Genomic DNA, 26,130 nt, shown 5'->3' with positions numbered 1-26,130 from the left:
TAGGAGTGCTCGTTCGATGCGGTGGTTGTTTGCACTGGGCGCCGTGTCGGCGATCGCGGCGATGCCGACGATGGCGGTCGGCGCCGATGCCGACCTGACCCGCGCCTGGGCGGCGGGATATCGTGCGGCGTTCACCTGCTCCTCGCTGTGGAACGGTGCCGGAAAGCCGATCGAGGCGATCGAGCGCGACGAGCTGACCGGCATCTACCCCGAAGTCGAAGCCGAGGTTCGTGTGCTGAAGGCCGATGTGGACTTGAAGACACGGCGGGTCAGCGTCCGCTATCGCGATGACATGCCGCCGCGCATCGCTCAATGGACGCGGCGCAACGGTTGCGTCACGCTGCCGACAGGCGCCGAGGCGCCCGTCGGCCTGTCGCCCGACGGACAGCGCGCCGATCTGGATGCGCGCGCCTGGCCGATCGGTGACGCGGACGCGCGCTGGCCGGTGCGCAGGGGAGTGACGGGCTTTGAGCCGGTGGCGATGGACATCGCCGACTTCGGCGGACGCACCAGTTCTTTGTTGATCGTCAAGACCGGGCGCATCGCTCTGGAGCGCTATTGGGGCGGACACAATCGCCATACGGCGCAGCGCACCTTTTCGGTCGCGAAATCGATGGCGGCGACGTTGATCGGTCACGCCGTTCAGCAGGGGCGGTTCGATGTGACGCAGCCGGCGATGATCGCCGAATGGCAGGCGCCCGGCGACCCGCGCAGCGCCATCACGACCGAACAGCTCATGCGCATGGCGAGCGGCCTCACCAGCGACAGCGCGGGCAATCGCACCGACGCCGTCTATATGGGCGGCGCGTCGGTGCGCCAGTGGACGGTGCAGTGGCCGCTGCTCCACCCGCCGGGCATGCGCTATCGCTATGCCAACAACGATACGCTGCTCGCGGTGCAGTCGCTGAAGGCGGCGCTCGAAAAGACGGGCGCGCCGCTCGATCCCGCCGCTTTCTTCGACCGGATCGGCATGACGCGCACCTTTGCCGAACGCGACAAGGACGGCGATTTCATCCTGTCCAGTCAGGTGTGGACGACCGCGCGGGACCTCGCGCGGTTCGGGCTGCTCTACCAGAATGATGGCATGTGGCAGGGGGAGCGCCTGCTTCCCGCCGACTGGCGCCGCTTCGTCACCACGCCGGGCGGGCCGCAACCCGATGGCGCCTTCGGCTATGGCGCCGGCTTCTGGCTGTTCGGCGGGTCTCCCGGCGTACCCGCCGACGCCTTCGGCGCCTTTGGCAACCGCGGCCAATATGTCGTCATCATTCCGTCGCGCGCGCTGGTGATCGTCCGCCAGGGGTATGACGACAGCGCGAACCGGCTGGACATTGCGAAGCTGGTTGCGGCGGTGGTCGCCGCGGACGATGGCGACCGGCGCTATTCAAAGGGCGGGTAACGCTCGAACGCGGGCAGGTCGACCAGCCTTTCCATCCAGCCGATGCGCTCGGCTGTCTGGATCTGCGCCTGCACCGGGATCAGGTCGGGATCGTCGAGCGTCGCGGTCTGCACATCGATCTGACCGGGGAAAATCTGATCGTTGGTATAAAAGAGGCCGGTGCCGCAATTCCCGCAGAAATGGCGGCGGCCATGTTCGGACGAAGCATAGATTTCCGGCGTCCCGCTGATCTCGATCTCGTCGATGCCGACCAGCCCCCACCCGACCATCGGCGCACCCGCGTGGCGACGACAATCGCTGCAATGACACAGGGCATGATGCTGCACCGCCGTGCTCATCGAATACCGGATTGCGCCGCAATGGCATTGGCCGCTGGCGCGGGGGGACGTCTCGTTCATCGTTCTCTCCTCAGGATTGAAGAAAGAACATATCATAAACATCAGCCGGTGGGCAATTTGAATCCTTTTTCAGAAGCCATGCGGCAATTGCTGGCAGCGAGCGCAGGAATCCGCTTATTAACCAGAAATTCACTTTGCCTGGTCACTAATGCGGGGCATCAACTGAGGGGGCCGCGTTGAAAAAATCTCTGACTGACATGCTGTTCGCTGCTTTCGCATTTGCCGGATTCAGCCTTGCGACAACCACGCCGGCCTATGCCTATCTCGACGGTGCGACGGTCAGCATGGCCCTGCAGGCAGTAACGGGCGCGATCGCCAGCGTCTTGCTGTTCGGCAAAATCTACTGGTCAAAGCTGAAAAGCATCTTCAAGCGCCAGCAGGACTGACCTCCATGCAATTCGACCCCGGATCATTCCGCGACCCTTCGGGCCGCGTGCTTCGCCACGAGGGTCGTGTCCTGCGCGCAATCTTCCCGGCGGGGGCATCGCAATTCGGCGCCGCCAAGGACAGTGGTGTTCTTGATGAGATGATCGGCGATGGCTGGCTGCTTCCGGCAAATATGGTGATCGATGACGACCTCGCCGAATTGGCACCCGGTGCGGTCCACTGGCTCGAACATCCCGTTCTGGACTTCGTATCCTACCCCTATGAGTGGTGCTTTGCGGCGCTGAAAGCTGCGGCGCTCCACCATCTGGATTTCCATATTGCGTTGCTCGGACGCGGCTTCACGTTGTCCGATGCCACGGCCTATAATATCCAGTTTCGCGGCACCAGGCCGGTCTTCATCGACCATCTCTCGATCATTCCCTATGAGGAGGGAACGGCATGGGCCGGACAGCGGCAATTCGGGATGCAGTTCCTCAATCCGCTCTACCTGTGGGCGAAAAAGGGTATCGCCCCCAACGCCTGGTATCGCGGGTCGCTGGAAGGCATCGAACCTGAACAGCTCGCAAAGCTCCTGGGGTTTCGGGACCGACTTTCATTCACCGTGATGGCGCATATTGTCGGCCCCGCCGCCTTCGCGCGTCGCCGCGTCGCCGAAGGGCTGGAAACGAAGGCCCGTCATGTCGCACATCTGCCCGAGCGGCGGTTGATCGCGATGCTGGCAAGCCTTCGCGACTATATCGCCAGTCTTGCGCTGCCAGCGGAGAAGACCGTCTGGGACGATTACGCATCCAACAACAGCTATGACGAAGCCCGCCGCAGCGCGAAGCATCAATTCGTCGCGGACGCGGTCGGCAAGGCTGCGCCGGGCATGCTGTTCGACATCGGTTGCAACAGCGGGGATTTCAGTCAGACGTCGATCAACGCAGGAGCGCGATCTGTCGTGGGATTCGACTTCGACTTTGGCGCGCTTGAACGTGCCTTTGCTCGCTTCGATCGATCGGGTGCGCCCGTTCTGCCCTTGTGGCTCGACGCCACCAACCCCAGCCCGGCTCAAGGCTGGGCGGCGGCCGAACGGAAAAGCATGCAGGACCGGTCCGACGCCGACATGATGCTGGCGCTGGCCGTAATCCATCATCTGGCGATCGCAAAAAATATTCCGCTTGATATGGCTGTCGACTGGTTGATGGGGCTGGCATCGGTCGGTGTCATCGAATTTCCGTCGAAGTCCGACCCCATGGTGGTGCAACTGTTGCGGCACCGCCCCGACATTTTTCCGGACTATACCGAAGAGGCCTTTCTCCGGCAGGTACAAGCGCGCGGACGGATTGTCCGCCAGGATCGCATCGGCGATGGCGGGCGCCTGATCGTTACTTACGACCGGCGCGGTTAGGCGATGGGCGCTTTGACCGCCAGCGTCGGCCGATACCCGGTCGCCGGGATATGTATCACACTGATCGCGATCATGACTTTCTGGAGCGGCAACCAGCTCCGTTTGGGGTTTGAAAGCGTCTGGCCCACGATGGTCGGCGCTATTGTCATCGCCGCAATCGTCACTGCATTTTTCCGGGCGATTTGCGGCGACTGGGCACGTGCCGGTATGGCTTGCGGCATAACGGCAGTCTATTTTTTCTATGTTCCAAGGTTGCTGGCGCTGCTGCCGCTGCCGTTTCCGATGGCCGCCGCCCTGCACCTCGCGGCGATTGCCGCGCTTGTCGCGCTTTACCGGACGTTCCCGTCGGACGGGACCAGGCTCAGGGACGTTGCCGGTCGCCTTAACCTTCTTGCCGCCCTGTTGGTTGTCGTCAATGCCGTGCCGCTGGCCGTGCAGCAGTTTCGGCTTGAATCCGCGCGCGCACCGGCGCAGCGAAGCTTAAGCGAACTCGACGGCAAAGCGATGCCTGACGGTCCCGACGTCTGGCACATTCTTTTCGATCGCTATGCCGCGAACGACACGTTCAAGGCGCATTACGGGTTCGATAACCAGCCGTTCATCGATGCGCTTCGACAGCGCGGATTTGTCGTTCCCGATCGGGCTTATGCAAATTATCAGCGGACCAGCCATTCGATTGCATCGACGATGAACGGCACGCTCCTTGATCCGATGGCGCGCAAGATGTCCGGCGGCGATCAGGGCGACTGGGTTCCCATCTATCGGGCCGCGCGCAACGGGTCGGCTATCCGCCAGTTCAATGCGTTCGGCTACAAGACCATTTTTGCGGGAAGCTGGTGGGAACCCACACGCTTCAGTTCCGCGGCGCAGGAGTCCGTCACGATCCGGGCGGTGCCCCAACTTGCCCGTCTCGCTATCGACCAGTCGGCGGTCGGGTTCTGGCTCGGCGATCTGGGCCTGCCTTATTTCGATGGTCGCGGCGATCAATGTTACCGCGCAAACGAGAAATTTCGCCGGTTGGGCGAGATCGCCCGCGACGGATCGCCAAAACATGTCTTCGCCCATTTTTTGGTTCCGCATCCGCCGTTCGTGCTGAATGCCGACGGAAGTTGTCGCGATCTGGAAACCGCGCGCCGGCGGACGCGATCGGAAAATTATGTCGACCAGGTCCGTTTCACCAACCGCGAAGTCTTGAAGCTCGTCGACCGGATTCTGGCGGGATCGCGGCCGGCGGTCATCGTCATCCACAGCGACGAAGGGCCTTGGCCGACCCCCTATGTCGGCAACGAACACGGCCTTGGAACCGATCCGGTCCCCGTGCCCTGGACCAAATTGTCCGGCAGCCAGTTGAGCGAGAAAATGGGGATACTGCTTGCCGTTCGCGATCCTTCCGGGAAAGCGCCTGCGACAATGCCCGAATCGCCGGTCCAGATTTACCCGGCCGTCCTGCGCGATCATTTCGGATCGTCGCGGCCGCTGCCCGCGTCCCGCTATTATATGTTCAAAGGGGATCGCGCATTGTACGAATTTGAAGAGGTCGGCGATAGGCTTCTGGCCAGATAGCACCCCGCGCCCCGGTTGGGGTGGGCGGATTTATCCCTTCATTAACCTTGTTGTGGCACGTCGGCGAAGCGGACGGATCGGGAACGGCGGTTCCGTCGCGGAACCGGCTTTCTGCTTATGGGTGATTCATGCGATCCAGCCTACGTGCCATTCCGCCCGAAATTCTCGTCACCGGCGCCGCGCTCGCGGTGATGTGGCTTTTTTGATCGCATTGGACCTCCCCATCGTCCTGCCGTCGGGTAATCGTGCCGCCTTTGTCGGGGTGCACTATATCTATCCGCTGATCGGCGTGGCGCTACTCGGTCTTGCAACATTTGCGGCAGGCAAGCGCGAGGTTTCAACCAGCTTTTTGGTCGCTCTGCCCTGCTATGTCATGGTCCTGATTGCGCACTTCAACATCAAGCTTTGGATACCGCACATCAATCCAGTGATGTACGATGATTTCTACTGGAAGACGGACCAGATGGTCCGTCCGTTGATCGACGCGTGCATCCATATGCGCGAGAATCTGTTCGGATTCATCCGCTTTGAATCCAACTTCTACATGCTGTCGTTCATTGGCCTGTTTTATACCAGTTTCCTTTATCACGCGATCAGGACGCCGACACATTTCAGGACGCTGGTCGTGGCGGTTCTGCTCATGCAATCGCTTGGTGCGCTGTCCTATCTGGTTGCACCGGCGATAGGCCCGTTCATCTATGAAGCGGGGATCGATCCCACGATTACGCCGGGTCAGCTCAGCATGCTCGAATTCTATCGTCAGTCGGTGTCGCAAGGGTCGGCGTGGATCGCGCAACACGGCAGCACCCACTTTACCGTCGGACTGGCGGCGATGCCGTCGCTGCACGCGGCGGGAGCATTTCTTTTCTGGCTCTTTGCGTGGAAACACGGCCGGATCCTGTTGCCGCTCTATTCGATCCTCCTGTTCTTCATCCTCGTCACGTCGATTGCCAGTCGTTGGCATTATGCCATCGACATTCCGGTCGGAATCGCACTCGCCTGGGGATGCGTCTGGCTGGCAGAGCGTTTCGTTCGCACCGCGAACGACGGGCAGGCGGTCCCGGCGATCACGACCGTGCCAGCGACGACCTGACTGGAATAGCCCAACTATGGCCGACTGTGGCGCATTTACGTGCCCAGGTCGACCTGATGGGCGAGCGCCCATTGCTCATACTGCCCGCGCGGGTCCGGCGCCGGCTGCGCCAGCATCGCGGGCATGTCGGCGCGCAGCGCGCCGAGGTCGAGCGAGCGGATCATCGCCTTGACCGGGCCGACGCCCGCGGGGGTGATCGACAGGCGTTCGATGCCGAGACCGAGCAGCGCCATGGCTTCCAGGGGGCGTCCCCCCATTTCGCCGCACACGCCGAGCGCGACCTTCGATCCCGACACGATCTTCACCACGCGCGCCAGATAGCGCATCACCGTCGGCGACAGCCAGTCGTAGCGTTCGGCGAGCCGCGGGTGCGCCCGGTCGGCGGCGAAGAGGAACTGGGTGAGGTCGTTGGTGCCGATCGACAGGAAGTCGAGGTGCGGCAGCATCAGGTCGAGCGTTTCGACCAGCCCGGGCACCTCGAGCATCGCGCCATAGCGGATCGCCACCGGCAGCTTCTTGTTGTGGCTGGCGAGCCAGGCACGCTGGCCGACGAACAAGGCGCGCGCCGCCTCATATTCCCATGGTTCCGACACCATCGGGAACATGACGTTGAGCGTACGCCCGGCCGCGGCTTCCATCAGCGCGCGCGCCTGCACCTTCAAAAGACCTTCGCGGTCGAGCGCGAGACGGAGCGCGCGCCAGCCCATCGCCGGGTTTTCCTCCTGCGCGCCTTCGCCAACATTCATATAGGGCAGCGCCTTGTCGCCGCCGATGTCGACGGTGCGGAAGATGACCGGGCGGTCGCCCGCGGCATCGAGCACGTCGCGATACAGCCGCTGCTGCCGTTCGCGCGCGGGCAGCGTCGCCGAGACGAGGAACTGGAACTCGGTGCGGAACAGCCCGATCCCGCGCGCGCCGGTGAGGTCGAGCGCAGCGACATCCTCGCGCAGGCCGGCGTTGATCATCAACTCGATCGGAACCCCATCCCTGGTGACCGCAGGAAGGTCGCGCAGCGCCGCAAGATCGGCGCGGCGCTTTTGCGAGATGGCGAGCTTGGCGTTGAAAGCCTCCTGCACCGCGGGCGTCGGGCGGACATGCACAGTGCCCGCGCTGGCATCGAGCAGCAGCAGGTCGCCCTCGCGGATCGAGGTGCGCACGTCGCGGACGCGGCCGATGACCGGGACGCCCATCGCGCGCGCAACGATGATGACATGGGCGGTCAGCGAGCCTTCTTCGAGCACGACGCCTTTCAGGCGGCGGCGATCATATTCGAGCAGTTCGGCCGGACCGAGGTTGCGTGCGATCAGGATCGAATCCTGCCGGAGCCCCATTTGCGCTGCGGTGCCCATCTGTCCGGACACGATGCGGATCAGCCGGTTCGACAGATCTTCGAGGTCGTGCATCCGGTCGCGGAGCAGCGGATCGTCGATCTGGCGCATCCGCATCCGCGTGCGTTGCTGGACGCGCTCGATCGCCGCCTCTGCGGTCAGGCCGCTGTCGATCGCTTCGTTGATCCGCCGCGACCAGCCTTCGTCATAGGCGAACATCTTGTAGGTTTCGAGCACCTCTTCATGCTCGCCGCCGACGCCGAATTCGGCCTGGCTTGCCATGCGGTCGATCTGTTCGCGCATCTTGTCGAAGGCGGCGTAGACGCGGTGGCGTTCGGCCTCGACATCGTCGGCGACCGTATGTTCGATGGTGATGCGCGGCTGATGGAATACCGCGACCCCGGCGCCCATGCCGTCGACCAGCTTCTGTCCGTTCAGCCGCTGCGCCGACTGGTCGGCGGCCGCGGCGTCGGTGCGTGCGGCGGTATCGACAAGGTCGGCGTTGGCGATCAGTTCGGACAGCACCATCGCGACCGTTTGCAGCGTCTCGATCTCGATCTCTTCATAACGGCGCGGTTCCGCGTGCTGGACGCAAAGGACGCCAACGGCGCGCTCGCGACGGATGATCGGCACCCCGGCAAAGCTGTGGAACAATTCCTCGCCCGTTTCGGGGCGATAGGAAAAGTCGGGGTGCGCTGCGGCTTCGTCGAGATTGAGCGTTTCGATATGTTCGGCAATGGTGCCCACAAGCCCTTCGCCGGGCGCAAGGCGTGTGACATGCACCGCCTCCTGCTTGAGGCCGCGCGTCGCATAAAGTTCGAGCGCGCCGTCGCGCAGCAGGTAGATCGAGCAGACTTCGCTGTCGAGGCATTCGCCGATGATCCCGACGACCTGATTGAGCTTGCCCTGCGCATTGGCACGCGACGCCATGACCTCGTGCAGCCGGGTCAATATGGTGCGCGCCGACTGGGCGGCCGTCGAGGGCGGGGGCGGGGCGTTGGTCATCGCTCCCTGCTATCAGAAGGTTGCGGCGCGCGCCAATAGGTCGCGCACGGTCGCCCCATAGATTCCTGGCCCGCTGGACCTCGCGCTACCTGCCGGACGGTGGGACGATGGGCGTCGCGGCCGTGTCTTCGGGGCCAGCGGGCGTCGCCGCGGCGGCCGGGGCGGGCGTGTTCATCGTCGCGGGGCGCGGTGCATATCGGGCGTCCCACGCCGCCACGTCCGCCTGATATTTGGCATAGGCCTCGTAAAAGTCGGTGAAGGGCTCGTCGAGCCGCCCCAGATGCACCGGCGCCTGTTCGACAAGCTGCGCGCTGGGCGTGGTCGCGACGAGCTGTGCGATTTCGTTGGCGCGCGCGCAGAAGCTGCGCTGTGCGGGGGGCTGGGCAAAATAGTTGAACAGTTGCGTCGACAGGCGATCGCGTGCAGCGACGCCATTGCTCCTCGTTTCCTTGCCAAGATTGCGGATCACGCTTCTTTCGGTGTCGCGGATCGTCTTGCCATGCTTCTTGATGATGTCGTTGTAGGCGGCAACCAGCGTCGATTCCTCCAGCCCGCGACAACCGATCGCCGCGACATTGAGTCCGATCTTGAGCTGCCAGAAGGCGCGTTCGCCCGTGACGCCGCTGTTCGCGGTGACGAATTTGCCGTCCATCCCGCGACCGGGCAGGATCTGCGTCAGCGACGCATTGCCGGGCGGCAGCGGGCGCGGCGGAATGACCACGACCGGCGGGGCAGGCGGCGGCGGTGGCGGGGGCGGCGGGGGCTTCGGCGCACAGGCGGCGACGCTCGCCAGCAGGCCGGCTACGATGATCTTACGCGACAAATTCATGATCCACTCCCCAACCGCCCGATCGTGCGGCATCAACCCCGGGCGTGCAAGGCCGCTTCGGCCTGTTGCACCAGCGATGCGACGATTTCCGCCGCACTCTCTTCTTCGGATACCATACCGACAGATTGCCCCGCCATTAACGACCCGTTTTCGACGTCGCCGTCGATGACGGCGCGGCGCAGCGCGCCCGCCCAATAATGCTCGATCTCCAGCTGCGCGGCGGCCATGTCGACCTCGCCCTTGTCGAGCTTGTTCGCGACTTCGCGCTGTTTGGCGGTAAAGGCTTCGGTCCCGGCGTTCTTGAGCGCGCGGACCGGAATGACCGGCAGGCGCGGGTCGATCTGGACGCTCGCCACCGCGTCGCGCGCCGAGGCGCGCAAGAAAGCCTTTTTGAAATTGGGATGCGCGATGCTTTCGGTCGCGCAGACAAAGCGCGTGCCAAGCTGGACCCCCGATGCGCCCATTTCCAGATAGGCGGCGATCGCCTCGCCGCGCCCGATGCCGCCGGCGACGAAGACCGGAAGCGCGTCGGCGAGTGAAGGCAGGATTTCCTGCGCCAGCACGCTCGTCGATACCGGGCCGATGTGACCGCCGGCCTCCATGCCCTCGATCACCAGCGCATCGACGCCCGAGCGGACGAGCTTTTTGGCGAGCGCGAGCGTCGGGGCAAAGCAGATGACCTTTGCGCCCGACGCCTTGATCGCCTCGAGGCTGCCCTTCGGCGGCAGACCGCCCGCGAGCACGACATGGCCGACGTCATGCTTGGCGCACACGTCGATCAGTTCGAACAATTGCGGGTGCATGGTGATCAGGTTGACGCCGAAATTGCGCGTCGCCAGCGCCCTGGTCGCGGCGATTTCGGCGTCGAGCAGGTCCGGCGTCATCGCGCCGCACGCAATCACGCCGAAGCCGCCCGCATTGCTGATCGCGCTCACCAGATGGCGTTCGGAAACCCAGCTCATCGCGCCGCAGAGGATGGCGTAATCGCTGCCGAGGAGATCGGTCCCGCGGGCCATCAGTTCATGTATTTTGCTCATTGACGCCGCCTTTGCCAGCCCGAAGGTTCCGGCGCAATGGATAGCGGTGATCCGCCTTGCGGCTCGTCGCGCGGGAGAGTCGGTTCGGCGCGCGGCGCGCGGGATGATTGCGATCGGGGTGATCGCTTCATTCGATGACTGAATTCAGCTTATTCGGTTAGGTCGATTGACCGACGGGGCCTATCCTCACTCCCAGATCGAAAGGATGACGCCATCGACTCGACGCCTATCCGCACTTTCCTGCCCCGGCAGCCATCTGGTTGCCTGCGTCATGCGCGCGTCGTCGCGTCCGACCATTATCATAAAGCCTTGAGAGGAGAGACTGTATGAACGACCAGACCCCCATCGGAAGCGGCTGCCCCGTCCACCAGCCCGGCGGCGTTCGCTCGCTGCTCGGCCGCACCAACAAGGACTGGTGGCCCGACATGCTGGCGACCGAGATACTGACTCCGAACGGGCCGTCGAACCCGATGGGTGAGGATTTCGATTATGCCAAGGCGTTCAAGTCGCTCGACTATTATGCGCTGAAGGACGATCTCAAGGCGCTGATGACCGACAGCCAGCCCTGGTGGCCCGCCGATTATGGCCATTACGGGCCCTTTTTCATCCGAATGGCGTGGCACGCCGCGGGCACCTATCGCACCGCCGACGGCCGCGGCGGCGCCAACAGCGGGCAACAGCGTTTCGCGCCGCTCGACAGCTGGCCCGACAACGGCAATCTCGACAAGGCGCGCCGCCTGCTTTGGCCGATCAAGCAGAAATATGGCAACAAGATCAGCTGGGCCGACCTGTTCATCCTGGCTGGCAATGTCGCGATCGAAAGCATGGGCGGTCCGGTGTTCGGCTTTGGCGGCGGGCGCGTCGATGTCTATGAACCCGAGCGCGACATCTATTGGGGCAGCGAAGACAAATGGGTCAATCAGGGCGTGCAGACGCGCATCGACCCGGCGAAGGGGATGGAGACGATCGAAGGTCCGCTCGCCGCGATCCAGATGGGCCTGATCTACGTCAATCCCGAGGGGCCGCAGGGCAACCCCCACGACGATGAGGGGATGGCGCGCGACATGAAGGAAACCTTCAAGCGCATGGCGATGAACGACGAGGAAACCGTTGCGCTCACCGCTGGCGGCCATACTTTTGGCAAGGCGCACGGCAATGGCGACCCTTCGCTGCTCGGCCCCGCGCCCGCGGGCAGCGACCTTGCCGCGCAGGGTTTCGGCTGGGTCAGCAGCCACGAGAGCGGCGGCATCGGCGAACATGCCGTCACCAGCGGCATCGAGGGCGCGTGGACCAACACCCCGCGCGAGTGGACCGAGAATTATTTCCGCCTGCTGTTCGACTATGACTATGAACTTGTGAAGTCGCCCGCCGGTGCCTGGCAGTGGCAGCCGATCAACCAGAAAGAGGAGGATATGGCCCCGGCGGCGTGGGATCCCGGCATCAAGGTCCCGACGATGATGACCACCGCCGACATGGCGCTGAAGCGCGATCCCGCCTATCGCGCGATCAGCGAGCGGTTCCGCAACGACCATGAAGCCTTCAAGGACGCCTTCGCGCGCGCCTGGTTCAAGCTCACGCACCGCGACATGGGGCCGAAGGTCCGTTATCTCGGCCCCGAAGTCCCTGACGAGGATCTGATCTGGCAGGATCCGATCCCCGCGGGCACCAAGCCCTCGGACGCCGAAGTTCAGGCGGTGAAGGACAAGATCGCCGCGAGCGGTCTGACCGTCAGCCAGCTCATCAAGACCGCCTGGGCGTCGGCCAGCACGTTCCGCAAGTCCGATTTCCGCGGCGGCGCCAATGGCGCGCGCGTGCGCCTCGCGCCGCAAAAGGACTGGGAGGTCAACGAACCCGCGATGCTCGCCAGGGTGCTGGACACGCTCGATGGCCTGCGCGGCAGCCTGTCGATGGCCGATGCGATCGTGCTCGGCGGCGTGGTCGGGCTTGAAAAGGCGATCAGGGATGCGGGCTTCAACGTCGCCGTGCCGTTTACGGGCGGCCGCGGCGATGCGACGCAGGAGCAGACCGACGTCGAAAGCTTTGAGGTGATGGAGCCCGAGGCCGACGCCTTCCGCAACTATGTGGGCAAGAAGAAGCTCGCGGTGAAGGTGGAGGAAATGATGCTCGACAAGGCGTCGCTGCTCGGCCTGTCGGTGCCCGAAATGACCGTGCTGATCGGCGGGCTGCGGGTGCTCGGCGCCAATCATGGCGAGCGCGGCCACGGCCACTTCACCAGGCGGTCGGGTCAGCTCACCAACGATTTCTTCGTCAACCTGCTCGACATGACCAATGTGTGGAAGGCGGTCGAGGGATCGAACGACCAGGAATATGTCGCCACCGACCGCACGACCGGCGGCGAGACCTGGCGCGCGACTCGGGCCGATCTGATCTTCGGTTCCAATTCGGAACTGCGCGCGGTGGCCGAAGTCTATGCCGAGAACGGCCATGAAGAGAAGTTCGTGCGCGACTTCGTGAAGGCGTGGACCAAGGTGATGAACGCCGACCGTTTCGACCTCGCCTGATCGCCGCGCCCGGCCCCGCCGCCTGTCGGGGGGGGGGTCGGAGGCGGCCACAGGACGACGGGTCGCGACCCGCCCCCGGGGACATGGGCCCGGGGGTGGGTCTTCTTTTTGGGCGCCGCGCACCTGACCGACGATCGCGGGCGTGACAACGGCTTCGAGGCGCGAAGCGGTCGGCGCGGCCCCGCGCAATCGGTCCAAAAGTCAGGAAAGGTCAGCCTTGTGTGGCCGCCGATTGGCTGCGCCCGGCGCGCAGGTCGCGCGCGATTGACGCCCCTGATCCCAAGCCGGGCGGCGAGCGCTTTTGTCCACATTTGAAAGAGCCGGGATGAAGGCTGGCACAGCCGGGCCATGTAGGACAGCGTTTTTGTGTGGCCGGTGTGGGGTGGGGGAGCTGCCATAAAGCCCTCTCCCCTTCAGGGGAGAGGGTTGGGAGAGGGGGACCATCCAAACCCCTCTCAACTCCGGCTAGCCAGCAAGCTGGCAAGCCTGCGTATCTCTCCCCTGAAGGGGAGAGAGCCACTATGTCCTCTTCCGGTCGCTTCCTGCCATTCGCCAGCCAGCAATGTTAACGACGTCAATTTCTGCTTGACCCCGCGCAGCCGGGCTGCAATGTTTACGACGGTAACATTGAGTCGCGAAAAGGATGTGCCATGCGAACACTGCTTTACGCCATCGGGCCGATGCTCTTCGATTCGCTCGGAATTATCGTCTTTGCCGTGCTGCTTGCGCTCGATGCGGGCATCGTTCCCGCGACGGTTGCGGGAACGGTGGTAGCGGTGGCGGTGGTCGGATATGAGCTGGCGCGTGGGCGTGCGGTGGCGGCGCTGCAATGGATCAGCCTCGCCTCGGTGCTGTTCACCGCGGCGGCGACCTTGTTCACCGGCGATCCGCGCTTCGTGATGGCGAAGCCGACGATCGTTTATCTGATCGTCGGGACCGTGATGCTGCGCAAGGGCTGGCTCAGCCGCTATATCCCGCCCGCGCAGATGGCGATCGTCGGCGACGTGATGGACCGGTTCGGCATGATCTGGTCGGCGCTGATGTTCGCGAGCGCCGCGCTCAACCTGATCGTCGCGCTTTTCTTCACCGCCTGGTGGCCGCTGTTCATCGGCGTCTTTCCACTGGCGTCGAAGTTCGGTCTGTTCGCGGTCCACATCGCCGTGGTGCATCATGTCACGCAGGCACGGCTGCGCCGCGGCGCGGCGGTTGCCGAGTAGCGCTTTCGTCATGGCGAGCGCAGCGAAGCAATCTCCAGCCATCGAACTGGAGATTGCTTCGCTGCGCTGGCAATGACGTTGTCTACTCGGCGTCGAGCCCATAGGCGGTGTGCAGCACGCGCACCGCGAGTTCGGTTTCATCCTCGTCGATCAGCACGCTGACCTTGATCTCGCTGGTCGAGATCGCCTGAATGTTGATGCCGCGATCCGCCAGTGCGCGGAACATCGTGCTGGCGACGCCCGCGTGGCTTTTCATGCCGACGCCGACGACGCTGACCTTCGCCACCTTGTCGTCGCTGATGACGCGGTTGAAGCCGATCTTGTCCTTTGCGCTCTCGAGCAGGTCGATCGAGCGGAGGAGGTCGGCGCCGGGCACGGTGAAGGTCACGTCGGTCTCGCCCTTTTCGCGCCCGACATTCTGGATGATCATGTCGACATTGATCCCCGCGGCGGCGAGCGGGCCAAAGATGTTGGCGACCGCGCCGGGCCTGTCGGGCACGCGCGTGACGATGATCTTCGCTTCATTCTTGTCGTGGGCGATGCCGGTGATCAGCTGCCGTTCCATCTGATGTTCCTCTATTTCCTCGTCGCTGACGATCATCGTGCCTTTTTTGGGGGCCTCGTCGCCCTCGACGAAGCTGGACAGGACCTGCACGCGCACGCCCATCTTCATCGCGAGTCCGACCGAGCGCGTCTGGAGCACTTTCGCGCCGACGCTCGCGAGTTCGAGCATTTCTTCATAGGTGACATAGTCGAGCTTGCGCGCGCGCGCGACGATGCGCGGATCGGTGGTATAGACGCCGTCGACGTCGGTATAGATGTCGCAGCGGTCGGCCTTGATTGCTGCGGCGACGGCGACGGCGCTGGTGTCCGACCCGCCGCGGCCCAATGTCGAGATGCGGCCATCGTCCATCATGCCCTGGAAACCGGGGATCACCGCAACCTCGCCCTTCGCCATCGCGGCGCCGAGCGCGCCGGTGTCGATGTCGGCGATGCGCGCGCGCGCGTGCGCTTCCTCGGTGCGGATCGGCAACTGCCAGCCAAGCCAGCTGCGCGCGGGGACGCCCATTGCCTGCAGGGTCAGCGCAAGCAGGCCCGACGTGACCTGTTCGCCCGACGCAACGACGACATCATATTCGGCGGGGTCGTAGCGCGGGTTGGCTTCGCGGCAGAAACCCACCAGCCGGTCGGTTTCGCCCGCCATGGCCGAGACCACGACCGCCACCTCATTGCCATCGGCGACTTCGCGCGCGACAAGCCGCGCCACGGTGCGAATCCGCTCGGTGCCCGCCATCGACGTGCCCCCGAATTTCATCACGATCCGTGCCATCTCGCCCCGCTTTCCCGAACTGGTTTCGGCCGCAACTTTTCCAAGCATTTCTGCGGCGCTCGCGTCGTTACGGAAGGGGAAGGGCGATGGCAAGCGCGAGAAACTGTGCGCCGGATAGAATTTCTTGCACCGGCGATGCCGCGGTGCCACATCACAGCCCATGACTGCCGCCACGATCAACCCGCACGAAGCCGCCCATTTCGGTGCGCTCGCCGCCGACTGGTGGGATCCGCGCGGATCGTCGGCGATGCTGCACAGGCTGAACCCGGTGCGGCTGGCCTATATCCGCGAGCAGATCGATGGCCATTGGCACGTCGATGCGCGTGAGCGCCATCCGCTCGCGGGCAAGCACGTGCTCGATGTCGGCTGCGGCGCCGGGCTGCTGTGCGAGCCGCTCGCGCGGATGGGCGCGAAGGTCATCGGCATCGATGCCGCGCCGGAAAATATCGCGGCGGCAAAGGATCATGCGGCGGGGCAGGGGCTGGCGATCAGCTATTTCGCCGGTGAGCTGGCTGACCTCCCGAATCCGTTCGTGTCGAGCGAAGTCGAGACACTCTTGGGGAGCGCCGACCTTCGGGGTGTCTCGACTTCGCTCGACACGAACGGGGAGGGGAAGGGTCAGTTCGACCTCGTCACCTCGATGGAGGTGATCGAGCATGTCGTCGATCCTGCCGTCTTCGTCGCCGAACTCGCGGCGCGCCTCGCGCCCGGCGGGCTGATGATCCTGTCGACGCCGAACCGCACGATCGCCTCGAAACTGCTGCTCGTCGAGGCCGCCGAACGGATCGGCGCGGTGCCGCGCGGGACGCACGACTGGGACCGGTTTCTAAAGCCGGAGGAGCTGACGAAACTGCTCGAAGGCGCGGGGCTGGAGGTTATCGACCGCACCGGCCTGGCGCCGTCACCGGCGCGGGGCTTCAAGCTCGGCGGCAGCGAGGCGCTCAACTATCTGATGACCGCGCGCTGGCCGGATAGATAGGACGCGCGCCCGAGGATGGTCATTGCGAGCGCAGCGAAGCAATCTCCCGCGCAAGGATCAAGGGCTGGATTTTGCCGCGTTGCCTTCGGGCCCCCGCAATGACGCGGTTCAGAAGTCGACGTCCTCGTAGTATTTGGGCGGCGTGATGATTTCCATCCGCTCGGCCAGCAGCGGGCGGAACGAAGGCCGCGATTTCAGCCCCGAATACCAGCCCTTTGTCTGCTCGTGCCCGGTCCAGTCGATTCCGCCCAGATAGTCGGCAACCGATATATGCGCGGCGGCCGCCAGATCGGCGAGGCTCATCGTCGCGCCGGCGAGCCATGTGCGGTGATCGATCAGATAGTCGATATAGTCGAGATGATTATTCGCCGCCTTCATCGCCTCGCGCAGCGCGCCGCTGTCGGGCGGTTGGCGGTGAACGATGCGCTTCTGCATCCGCTCGAACAGCAAAGGCCCGGTGACTTCATAATAGAAATCCTGATCGAACCAGGCGGTCAGGCGGCGGATTTCAGCGCGGTTGGCGGCGGTGCCGTTGATCATCGCCTTGCCCTCGACCGTCTCCTCGAAATATTCGGCGATCGCCATGCTGTCGATCAGCACCTGCCCGCGCACCTGATCGACCATCACCGGGGTGCGACCCGCGGGATTGAGGTCGATGAACTCGTCGCGCCGCTCCCACGGCGATTCGCGCACCAATTCGTAACCGACACCCTTTTCGCCGAGCAGCAGGCGGACCTTGCGCGAAAAGGGGCAGAGCGGAAATTGATAGAGTTGCCACATGAATCTGGCATAGCGGCAGCAGGGCAGGGGGTGCAACGCCTATGGACGCAATCGTCCACACCACATTGTGCCCCCGCGAAGGCAGTGGCCCACTTCCGAAGATAAAATATCAAACCGACGCTGTGGTCGAGGCTGCAATCCCGGTGGGTCAGATCTACAGCACGCCGCTCTAATGGCGCGGCGCCGCCCGTTCGCGCTCCCATTGCGCGGCAAGGTCGCGTGCCATGTCCTTGAGTAGCGGGGCGTAAGCCGCGATCGCCGACACGGCGTGCCCAGCCACGCGTGTTCCCGCCCGCACATCGTCGGCCATGCGATCGGCAAAGTCGGGATCGCGTCCCGCCAGTTCGCCGAGCGTCGCGTCGGCGGGGATATAGGCGGCGCCGGAATCGGGATCGACGCGCGCGACCGCTTCGGCGAGCGGCCCGACCGGCATCTGCATCAGCGCGCCGACGATCGCGCTGATCGTGTCGGCCATGCGGTCCTGCATCGCCGGATCGTTGAGCGTTGCGACGGTATCGCGCGCTTCGCCGTCGGCCGCGACAGCGGGCAGTGGCGCGGCGAGCGCGAAAAGGGGGAGGGCGGCAACAAGCAAACGCATGGCGTCATCCTTTCAGGGGATGCGGAGTCGATGCCGGGCGATAGGCGCGCCACGCTTTCGCTGCGCTGAACGCCTTGCGGTGATGCGACAAAGCGCGCCGCCGCCGCGACGGGTCATTCGGCCGCGACCACCTCGACCGCCTCCTCGTTCAGCGAATGCGTCAGGCGGCTCAGCATCTCCTTCGGGCACACCTGCCAGAAACGGCGCCGCCAGCGGTCCCAGTCGGCGAGGATTTCGGCCGACCATTTGCTGCCCGTGGCCTTGGCGTGATCCTCGACCAGTGCCTTGAGAACGCCCTCCCAATGGCTGCTCGCAAGGCGCTGCCAGACGATCGATTCGCCGTTCGCGCGGCGTTCGAACTGCTCGTCGGTGTCGAGCACGAAGGCCATGCCGCCCGTCATACCGGCGCCGAAGTTCGAGCCGACAGGGCCGAGGATGACGGCAGTGCCGCCGGTCATATATTCGCAGCCGTTCGCGCCGCAGCCTTCGACGACGACATCGGCGCCCGAGTTACGCACCGCAAAGCGCTCGCCCGCCTGGCCCGCCGCGAGCAGGGTGCCCGCGGTCGCGCCGTAGAGGACGGTGTTGCCGACGATGCTGTTGTGCTGGCTGACGAGCGGGCTAGACACCGTGGGGCGCACGATGATGCGTCCGCCCGACAGTCCCTTGCCGACATAGTCGTTGGCGTCGCCGAACACTTCGAGCGTGATTCCCTGGCACAGGAAGGCGCCCAGGGATTGTCCCGCCGTGCCGCGCAGCCGCACCTGCACATGGTCGTCGGCGAGCCCCTTCATGCCGAACTTCGCAGTGATCTCGGCCGACAGGCGCGTGCCGACGGCGCGGTGGGTGTTGCGGACGTTGTAGGTGAGCTGCATCCGCTCGCCGCGCTCGAACAAGGGTTTGGCGTCATTGAGGATCTGCGCGTCGAGGCTGTCGGGCACCGGGTTACGGAAGTTCGGCCCCTGCGAGCGGCGTTGCTCGTCGGGGGCGTCGACCTTCGCAAGAATCGGGTTCAGATCGAGGTCATCGAGATGCTCGGCACCACGGCTGACCTGGCGGAGAAGCTCGGTGCGGCCGATCACCTCGTCGAGGCTGCGGCAGCCCAGCTTCGCCAGGATTTCGCGCACTTCCTCTGCAATGAAAGTCATCAGGTTGATGACCTTCTCGGGCGAGCCGGTGAACTTCTGCCGCAGCTTTTCATCCTGCGTACAGACGCCGACCGGGCAGGTGTTGCTGTGGCACTGGCGCACCATGATACAGCCCATCGCGACGAGGCTGAGCGTGCCGATGCCGAACTCCTCGGCCCCGAGGATCGCGGCGATGACGATGTCGCGCCCGGTCTTGAGGCCGCCGTCGGTGCGCAGGCGGATGCGGTGCCGCAGGCCGTTGAGGGTCAGCACCTGATTGACTTCGGACAGCCCCATTTCCCACGGCGTCCCGGCATATTTGACGCTCGTTTGCGGCGAGGCGCCGGTGCCGCCCGTGTTGCCGGCGACGAGGATGACGTCGGCATGGGCCTTCGCGACCCCCGCGGCGACGGTGCCGATGCCCGCCGAACTGACGAGCTTCACGCAAACGCGCGCCTTCGGGTTGATCTGCTTCAGGTCATAGATGAGCTGCGCCAGATCCTCGATCGAATAGATGTCGTGGTGCGGCGGGGGCGAGATGAGCGTCACACCCGGCGTCGCATGGCGCAGCCGCGCGATGAACTCGGTGACCTTGAAACCGGGCAGCTGGCCGCCTTCGCCGGGCTTGGCGCCCTGCGCGACCTTGATCTCGATCTCGTCGCACGCGCCCAGATATTCGGCGGTAACGCCAAAACGGCCCGACGCGATCTGCTTGATATTGCTGTTGGCATTGTCGCCATTGGCATAGGGCTTGTAACGTTCGCTCGCTTCGCCGCCTTCGCCCGACACCGCCTTGGCGCCGATGCGGTTCATCGCGATCGCCAGCGTTTCGTGGGCCTCCGGCGATAGCGCGCCCAGCGACATGCCGGGGGTGACGAACCGCTTGCGGATTTCGGTGATCGCCTCGACGCTGTCGAGCGGCACCCCCTGCGCGGGATAGTTGAACTCCATCAGGTCGCGGAGGTAAATCGGCGGCAGGTCGGCGACCCCGCGCGAAAATTGCAGATAGGTCGAATAGCTGTCGGTCGCGACCGCGGTTTGCAGCAGGTGCATCAGCTGCGCCGAATAGGCATGCGCCTCGCCGCCTGCGCGCTGGCGATAGAAGCCGCCGATGGGCAGCGTGGTGACGCGCCCGTCGAACGCCGCCTCATGCTTCTCGGTCGCGTTGATGAACAAGGATTGATAGCCTTCGCCCGAAATCTTCGCCGGCATTCCGGGGAACAGGTCGTTGACGAGCGCGCGGCTCAAACCCACCGCCTCGAAATTATAGCCGCCGCGATAGGAGGAAATCACCGCAATCCCCATCTTCGCGAGGATTTTCAGAAGCCCGTCGTCGATCGCCTTGCGGAACCGCTGGCGGCAGTCGTCCAGCGTCAGTTCGCTGCCGAACAGCCCGCGCGCGTGACGGTCGGCGATCGTCGCTTCGGCCAGATAGGCGTGGACCGTCGTCGCGCCGACGCCGACGAGCACGGCAAAGGCGTGGGTGTCGAGCACTTCGGCCGAGCGGACGTTGATCGAGGCATAGCTGCGCAGCCCCTTGCGCACGAGGTGGGTGTGGACCGCCGCGGCGGCGAGCACCATCGCCATGCCGACGCGGTCCTCGCCGATATTCTGGTCGGACAGGAACAGCTCGCTGCGTCCCGCGCGCACCGCGTCCTCGGCCTCGCGCCGCACGCGCGCGATTGCGTCGCGCAGCGTCGAGGCGTCGCCGCCAACGGGGAAGGTGCAATCGATGTCGGCGACCGCATCGCCGAAATAGGCGCGCAGCCGATCCCAGTCGTCGCCGACCAGCACCGGCGAATCGATGACGAGGACATGATCGCTCTGCCCCTTTTCGTCGAGGATGTTGGCGAGGTTGGCAAAGCGCGTCTTCAGGCTCATCACATGCCGTTCGCGCAGGCTGTCGATCGGCGGGTTGGTGACCTGGCTGAAGTTCTGGCGGAAAAATTGCGCGACGTGGCGCGGCTTGTCCGAAATGACGGCGAGCGGCGTGTCGTCGCCCATCGAGCCGACGGCTTCCTTGGCATCCTCGACCATCGGCGCGAGGATCAGCTCCATATCCTCCATGGTCAGGCCAGCGGCGACCTGACGGCGGAGCAGCTCGCTGCGGTCCCAGGCCGGCAGGCTCGCCCGGCCGCCCCTGGGCAGGTCGGCCATCGTGCGGAACCCCTTGACGCGCGCGGCATAGTCGGCGGCGCCCGCGATCTTGTCCTTGATCGCGCGGTCTTCGTAAACCTTGCCCTCGTCCAGATCGACCGCGATCATCTGCCCCGGACCCAGCCGACCCTTCTTGCGCACGCTCGCTTCGGGCAGGAGCACCATGCCGCTTTCGGATCCGACGACGAGCAGATTGTCGGCGGTCAGCGTGTAACGCAGCGGACGGAGCGCGTTGCGGTCCATGCCCGCGACTGCCCAGCGACCGTCGGTCATCGCCAGCGCGGCGGGGCCGTCCCACGGCTCCATCACGCTGGCGAGGTAGGCGTACATCGCCCTGTGCGCTTCGGGCACATCGGGGTCGCTCGCCCAGGCTTCGGGCACAAGGATCAGCTTGGCGGTCGGCGCGTCGCGGCCGGCGCGGCACAAAGTCTCGAACACCGCGTCGAGCGCGGCGGTGTCCGACGCCCCCGCGGGGATCACCGGCTTGATGTCCTCCGAATGCTCGCCGAAGGCGAGGCTCGCCATCTTGATCTCGTGGCTCTTCATCCAGTTCTTGTTGCCGCGGATCGTGTTGATTTCGCCGTTGTGGGCGAGGCAGCGGAACGGCTGCGCGAGCCACCATTGCGGAAAGGTGTTGGTCGAATAGCGCTGGTGAAAGATCGCGACGCGACTCTCGAACAGCTTGTTCGCAAGGTCGGGATAAAAGTCCGCGAGGCTTTCGGCGAGGAACAACCCCTTGTAGATGATCGAGCGCGCCGACAGGCTGCAGATATAGAAATCGGCGATCTGCGCCGCGATCACCTTTTTCTCGATCCGGCGGCGGACGAGATAGAGCTGCTTTTCGAACTCGTCGATCGACTGTTCCTCGGGCAGCGGGCCGGCGATCATGATCTGCTCGATTTCGGGGCGCGTGCGCTGCGCCTTGTCGCCGATCACCGACACGTCGACGGGCACCTGCCGCCAGCCATAGATGGTGAAACCCGCGTCGATGATCTCGGCCTCGACGATCGTGCGGCATTCCTCCTGCGCCCCCAGGTCGGTGCGCGGCAGAAAGATCATGCCGACGGCAAGACGGTTGGGCAGCACCTTGTGCCCCGACGCCGCGATCGCATCGTCGAAAAAGCGTTCGGGCAGGTCGACATGGATGCCCGCCCCATCCCCGGTCATGCCGTCGGCATCGACCGCGCCGCGGTGCCACACGGCGCGCAGGGCCTCGATCGCCGCCTCGACGACGCGGCGTGACGGCTTGCCGTCGGTCGCCGCGACCATGCCGACGCCGCAGGCATCGGATTCCATGTCGGGGCGATACATGCCCTGTTCGGCAAGCCGCGCATGTTCGGGGGTGGGGTAGTGGGTCATCATATTCGTCCTGACGGGATAGGCGAGCGCCTAGTCTGAAGGGTTCCGGCCGAGCCGTTCGCGCGCCTTTTCGACCGCCGCGGCTTCGGCTTTGCGATAGGCGGCTTCGAGTTCCTCGACGCGCTGGCGGTCGGCATCGGACCAGTTGCTGCGGTCATATTCGCTGTTCTCGACCGCCATCGCGGCGGCGTCCGCGGCGTCGACTGCGGCGTCGACCGCGGCATCGTCCGCATAATCCTCGGAACCCGCCGCCTCGGTCGCCTCCATGCTGTCGGCATTCCACATGTCGCGCTGTTCCTTGAGTGCGCTCACATCGACCTTCATCAGCCTGGCGAGCTTCGCCAGCTCCCCGTCGCTCAAATCGGCGAGCTGCCTTTCCTTGGGCAGCTCCTTGAAATCCTTTTCGATCTCGGGCGCGCGGTCCATGAATTTGGTGAGCAGCGGCGGCACCGCCTTGACCACCGCGACCATGACTTCGGGATCGGCCTGTAACGCCATCCATTCGCTGGCGTAGAGCTGGCCCGTCGGCGTCGCGAGGAAGGCGTTGAGGTCGGCCAGCTGTGCGCCGGTGAACTTGCGCGCATAAGCCTTGGCCAGACCCGCACGCATTGGCGGTTCCATGTCGGCGAGCGCCTCGCGGATCAGCGGCATCACGAGGCGCGTGATCTGATCCTCGCGCTCCTTGCGATGGGGATCGAACAGGTCGGCGATCTGCCCCTTGGTCGCATCGTCGAGCGCGGCGATCTTGTCGCTTTCGACGCCGGTCTTGATCGACAGCATCAGGTCCGACTGGCCACTGAACTCGCCCATCAGCGTGCGGAACATCCGACCGTACATATTGTCGAGCATCTTTTCGATGCTCCCGGTCGGGATCAGCGCCGCGGTCGTCTGCTCGGCAATCGCCAGCCGCGCGGGGTCGATCGGCGGCAGGCTCTTCGTATCGAACATCTTTTCGACGAGGGTGATCACCTCGTCCATTTCCTTCTGCATCTTCGCCTTGGCTTCGGCGGCCGCGGCCTCGCTGTCGAACGGAGCGGCCGCGTCCTCTTCTGCCGGTGTGGTGACGACTTCCGCCAGCGGCGCTTCGGTTGGCGCGGCGAGGGCGGCGGCGGGCGCAAGCGCCGCGGCGCCGGCGAGCAGCATATATTTCCAGGACGACATCATGAACTTCCTTCCCCTGTTGGTCATGCTGCCTTCTTTTCGCTTTTCGCTTTCGCCTTCAACCACTTTGCCATCTGGTCGCTGACGTCGCGGCCGTCGCGGATTCCCCACACCACCAGGCTGGCGCCGCGCACGATGTCGCCGGCGGCGAACACGCCGGGCAGGCTGGTCATCATCGTCTGGTGATCGACGCGCAGCGTGCCCCAGCGCGTGACGCTGAGGTCGGGGGCGCCGAACAGGTGCGGCAATTCCTCGGGATCGAAGCCCAGTGCCTTGATCACCATGTCGGCGGGGACGTCGAACCTGCGCCCCGGATCGACCTCGGGGCTGCGGCGGCCGCTCGCATCGGGGGCGCCAAGCCGCATCCCTGCGACCGCGACCTCTTTGACATGCCTGTCGGCGGTGAAGCTTTCGGGAGCGGAGAGCCACACGAACTCGACGCCTTCCTCTTCGGCATTGGCGACCTCGCGTTGCGACCCCGGCATATTTTCGCGGTCGCGGCGATAGAGGCATTTCACCGACCTGGCACCCTGCCGCACCGCGGTGCGGACGCAGTCCATCGCGGTGTCGCCGCCGCCGATCACGACGACATGCTTGCCTGCGGCGTTCAGGCGGCCGTCGTCGAAGGCGGGAACCGCATCGCCGAAACCCTTGCGGTTCGACGCGACCAGATAGTCGAGCGCGGCGATCACGCCTTCGGCCTCGTTGCCGGGGACGTTGATCTCGCGCGCCTTGTACACGCCGGTCGCGATCAGGATCGCGTCATGCTTTTGCCGCAGCCCGTCGAGCGTCGCGTCCTTGCCGACCTCGAACCCCAGGTGGAACTGGATGCCGCCCGCCGCCAGCCGGTCGATGCGGCGCATCACCACATCCTTCTCCAGCTTGAAGCCGGGGATGCCATAGGTCAGCAGCCCGCCCGCGCGGTCGTGGCGGTCGTAGACATGCACGTCGTGCCCAGCGGCGCGCAGATATTCGGCGGCGGTGAGGCCCGCGGGGCCCGCGCCGATCACGCCGACCGACTGGCCGGTCGCCGGGCCGACGCGCAACGGTTCGACCCAGCCCTCGGCCCAGGCGGTGTCGGTGATATATTTTTCGACGCTGCCGATCGTCACCGCGCCATGCCCTGAAAATTCGATGACGCAATTGCCCTCGCACAGGCGGTCCTGCGGGCAGATGCGGCCGCAGATCTCGGGCATCGTCGAGGTCGCGTTGCTCAGCTCATAGGCCTCGCGCAGCCGGCCCTCGGCGGTCAGGCGCAGCCAGTCGGGGATGTGGTTGTGCAAGGGGCAATGCACCGAGCAATAGGGCACGCCGCATTGCGAGCAGCGCGCCGCCTGCGCGTCGGCATCGGGCGCCGAATAGCGCTCGGCGATCTCGCGAAAGTCGCGCGCGCGCTCCTCGGGCGAGCGCTTGTCCGGATAGGATTGTTCACGCCCCACAAACTGGAGCATGCGTTCGGAAACCATGCAATATCCCCTTCGTCGCGTGGGGACTTGCATAGACGGCTGGCTGCTGTCACGGCCGAAATGCAAGTTAGGTCAGCATTGCTAACCTAAAACTGACACGGATTTTCGTTTCAACGGACCGATGTAATAATGTTTCGCAAATTAGTATCGTTTCGGACCTATTTCCATGCGAGCCATAACAGCGCGCCGCCGCCGACGATGATCCGATACCAGGCGAAGGGCGCAAAACCAAAGCGGCCGACGATTGCCACGAAGGCCTTGACCACGACCAGCGCGACGAGAAAGGCAACGAACAGCCCGATCGCAATCGCGTTCATATCGTCGAAGGTCAGGATCGCGCGGTCCTTCCACAATGAATAGGCGGTTGCACCCATCATCGTCGGCACCGCGAGGAAAAAGCTGAACTCGGCCGCCGTCCTGCGTTCGACCCCCATCAGCAGCGCGCCCATGATCGTCGCGCCCGACCGGCTGACGCCGGGGATCATCGCGATGCACTGGACCGCGCCAATGGCGATCGCGGTGCGCAGCGGCATCGCCTCGACGCTTTCGACCTTCACCACCTTGACCATGCGCTCGATCGCCAGAATCGCGATGCCGCCGACCAGCAGCGCGACCGCGACGGTCGCGGGCGATTCGAGCAGCGCGCGAACTCCTTCATAGGCGACCGCGCCGACGAGCATCGCCGGCAGGAAGCCAATCAGTATGTTGCGCGTGAACGCAACCGCCGCCGGATCGGCGCGCAGCAGCCCCATGCCGACCCCCCAGAAACGCGCACGATAGGCGACGAGCACCGCCAGGATCGCGCCGAGCTGGATCGCGATCTTGAACGCGGCCGACCCTTCGCCGGTGAACCCCAGCATTTCGCTCGCCAGAATCAAATGCCCCGTCGAGGAGACGGGAAGGAACTCGGTCAGCCCCTCGATGATGCCGAGCAGGATGATGGTGGCAAGGTCGTGCATGAAATGTCCTGGGCTGCGCCCCGGCAATCACCACGCGACCACCGGGGCC

General features: G+C 64.8%; 19 protein-coding genes. 8 read left to right on the top strand and 11 right to left on the bottom strand.

Annotation, left to right across the window (positions count from 1 at the left end; all coding sequences use genetic code 11):
- Positions 1–16: 16 nt before the first annotated feature.
- On the top strand, positions 17–1,396 hold the full coding sequence (locus SALA_RS10970; RefSeq protein ID WP_011542440.1) for a serine hydrolase domain-containing protein: 1,380 nt from the start codon (positions 17–19) through the stop codon (positions 1,394–1,396).
- On the opposite strand, the gene SALA_RS10965 is transcribed toward SALA_RS10970, so the two are convergent.
- Complete coding sequence (locus tag SALA_RS10965) at positions 1,378–1,794, bottom strand: GFA family protein (protein ID WP_011542439.1); 417 nt, start codon at positions 1,792–1,794, stop codon at positions 1,378–1,380. The two genes, SALA_RS10970 and SALA_RS10965, sit on opposite strands and share 19 nt — an antisense overlap.
- 176 nt (positions 1,795–1,970) lie before the next feature.
- Here SALA_RS10965 and SALA_RS10960 point away from each other — a divergent pair, with 176 nt between their 5' ends.
- The 4 genes from SALA_RS10960 to SALA_RS17145 all read left to right on the top strand — a co-directional run bounded on the left by SALA_RS10960 (position 1,971) and on the right by SALA_RS17145 (position 6,227).
- Positions 1,971–2,180: a hypothetical protein gene (locus SALA_RS10960; RefSeq protein ID WP_011542438.1), complete on the top strand. Its 210-nt coding sequence runs from the start codon at positions 1,971–1,973 to the stop codon at positions 2,178–2,180.
- A gap of 5 nt (positions 2,181–2,185) precedes the next feature.
- Positions 2,186–3,571, top strand: a complete 1,386-nt coding sequence (locus SALA_RS10955) for a class I SAM-dependent methyltransferase (protein WP_011542437.1) — start codon at positions 2,186–2,188, stop codon at positions 3,569–3,571.
- 3 nt (positions 3,572–3,574) lie between these two features.
- Positions 3,575–5,134 (top strand): sulfatase-like hydrolase/transferase, encoded by a 1,560-nt coding sequence (locus tag SALA_RS10950; protein ID WP_011542436.1) that lies wholly within the window; start codon positions 3,575–3,577, stop codon positions 5,132–5,134.
- Between the two features lie 193 nt (positions 5,135–5,327).
- On the top strand, positions 5,328–6,227 hold the full coding sequence (locus SALA_RS17145; protein WP_237700863.1) for a phosphatase PAP2 family protein: 900 nt from the start codon (positions 5,328–5,330) through the stop codon (positions 6,225–6,227).
- A gap of 35 nt (positions 6,228–6,262) precedes the next feature.
- Here the strand turns inward: SALA_RS17145 and ptsP are convergent, their stop codons facing one another.
- From ptsP to SALA_RS10930, 3 genes are all read right to left on the bottom strand, one after another.
- Positions 6,263–8,560, bottom strand: a complete 2,298-nt coding sequence (gene ptsP / locus SALA_RS10940; protein WP_011542434.1) for a phosphoenolpyruvate--protein phosphotransferase — start codon at positions 8,558–8,560, stop codon at positions 6,263–6,265.
- Between the two features lie 85 nt (positions 8,561–8,645).
- Positions 8,646–9,389, bottom strand: coding sequence for a hypothetical protein (locus SALA_RS10935; RefSeq protein ID WP_011542433.1), 744 nt, complete (start codon positions 9,387–9,389; stop codon positions 8,646–8,648).
- A gap of 32 nt (positions 9,390–9,421) precedes the next feature.
- On the bottom strand, positions 9,422–10,426 hold the full coding sequence (locus tag SALA_RS10930; protein ID WP_011542432.1) for an NAD(P)H-dependent flavin oxidoreductase: 1,005 nt from the start codon (positions 10,424–10,426) through the stop codon (positions 9,422–9,424).
- Positions 10,427–10,752: 326 nt separating this feature from the next.
- On the opposite strand from SALA_RS10930, the gene katG reads away from it, so the two are divergent.
- Together katG and SALA_RS10920 are read left to right on the top strand one after the other, a co-directional pair.
- Positions 10,753–12,948, top strand: coding sequence for a catalase/peroxidase HPI (katG, locus tag SALA_RS10925; RefSeq protein ID WP_011542431.1), 2,196 nt, complete (start codon positions 10,753–10,755; stop codon positions 12,946–12,948).
- 650 nt (positions 12,949–13,598) lie between these two features.
- Positions 13,599–14,165 (top strand): inner membrane-spanning protein YciB, encoded by a 567-nt coding sequence (locus SALA_RS10920; RefSeq protein ID WP_011542430.1) that lies wholly within the window; start codon positions 13,599–13,601, stop codon positions 14,163–14,165.
- Between the two features lie 82 nt (positions 14,166–14,247).
- On the opposite strand, the gene SALA_RS10915 is transcribed toward SALA_RS10920, so the two are convergent.
- The gene (locus SALA_RS10915) at positions 14,248–15,495 is read right to left on the bottom strand and encodes an aspartate kinase (protein ID WP_011542429.1); all 1,248 of its coding nucleotides are present in this window, start codon (positions 15,493–15,495) and stop codon (positions 14,248–14,250) included.
- Positions 15,496–15,655: 160 nt separating this feature from the next.
- Here SALA_RS10915 and ubiG point away from each other — a divergent pair, with 160 nt between their 5' ends.
- Positions 15,656–16,474 carry a bifunctional 2-polyprenyl-6-hydroxyphenol methylase/3-demethylubiquinol 3-O-methyltransferase UbiG gene (ubiG, locus tag SALA_RS10910; protein ID WP_011542428.1) on the top strand — a complete coding sequence of 273 codons (819 nt, stop codon included), beginning with the start codon at positions 15,656–15,658 and terminating at the stop codon, positions 16,472–16,474.
- Positions 16,475–16,582: 108 nt separating this feature from the next.
- Here the strand turns inward: ubiG and SALA_RS10905 are convergent, their stop codons facing one another.
- From SALA_RS10905 to SALA_RS10880, 6 genes are all read right to left on the bottom strand, one after another.
- Entirely contained in the window at positions 16,583–17,254 is a 672-nt protein-coding gene (locus SALA_RS10905) for a glutathione S-transferase family protein (protein WP_011542427.1), read from the bottom strand.
- 169 nt (positions 17,255–17,423) lie between these two features.
- Complete coding sequence (locus SALA_RS10900) at positions 17,424–17,852, bottom strand: hypothetical protein (protein ID WP_011542426.1); 429 nt, start codon at positions 17,850–17,852, stop codon at positions 17,424–17,426.
- Positions 17,853–17,965: 113 nt separating this feature from the next.
- Positions 17,966–22,498, bottom strand: coding sequence for a glutamate synthase large subunit (gltB, locus tag SALA_RS10895; protein ID WP_011542425.1), 4,533 nt, complete (start codon positions 22,496–22,498; stop codon positions 17,966–17,968).
- A gap of 27 nt (positions 22,499–22,525) precedes the next feature.
- Entirely contained in the window at positions 22,526–23,683 is a 1,158-nt protein-coding gene (locus tag SALA_RS10890; protein WP_237700862.1) for a DUF2059 domain-containing protein, read from the bottom strand.
- Positions 23,680–25,122 carry an NAD(P)-dependent oxidoreductase gene (locus SALA_RS10885; protein WP_011542423.1) on the bottom strand — a complete coding sequence of 481 codons (1,443 nt, stop codon included), beginning with the start codon at positions 25,120–25,122 and terminating at the stop codon, positions 23,680–23,682. The genes SALA_RS10890 and SALA_RS10885 overlap by 4 nt, the downstream gene beginning before the upstream one ends.
- Before the next feature lie 158 nt (positions 25,123–25,280).
- Positions 25,281–26,081, bottom strand: a complete 801-nt coding sequence (locus SALA_RS10880) for an undecaprenyl-diphosphate phosphatase (RefSeq protein WP_011542422.1) — start codon at positions 26,079–26,081, stop codon at positions 25,281–25,283.
- Positions 26,082–26,130: the final 49 nt, after the last annotated feature.

The organism is Sphingopyxis alaskensis RB2256, assembly GCF_000013985.1.
Taxonomy (GTDB): domain Bacteria; phylum Pseudomonadota; class Alphaproteobacteria; order Sphingomonadales; family Sphingomonadaceae; genus Sphingopyxis; species Sphingopyxis alaskensis.
Note: the sequence above shows the minus strand (reverse complement) of the source record. Positions and strands in the feature narration are given on the sequence as shown.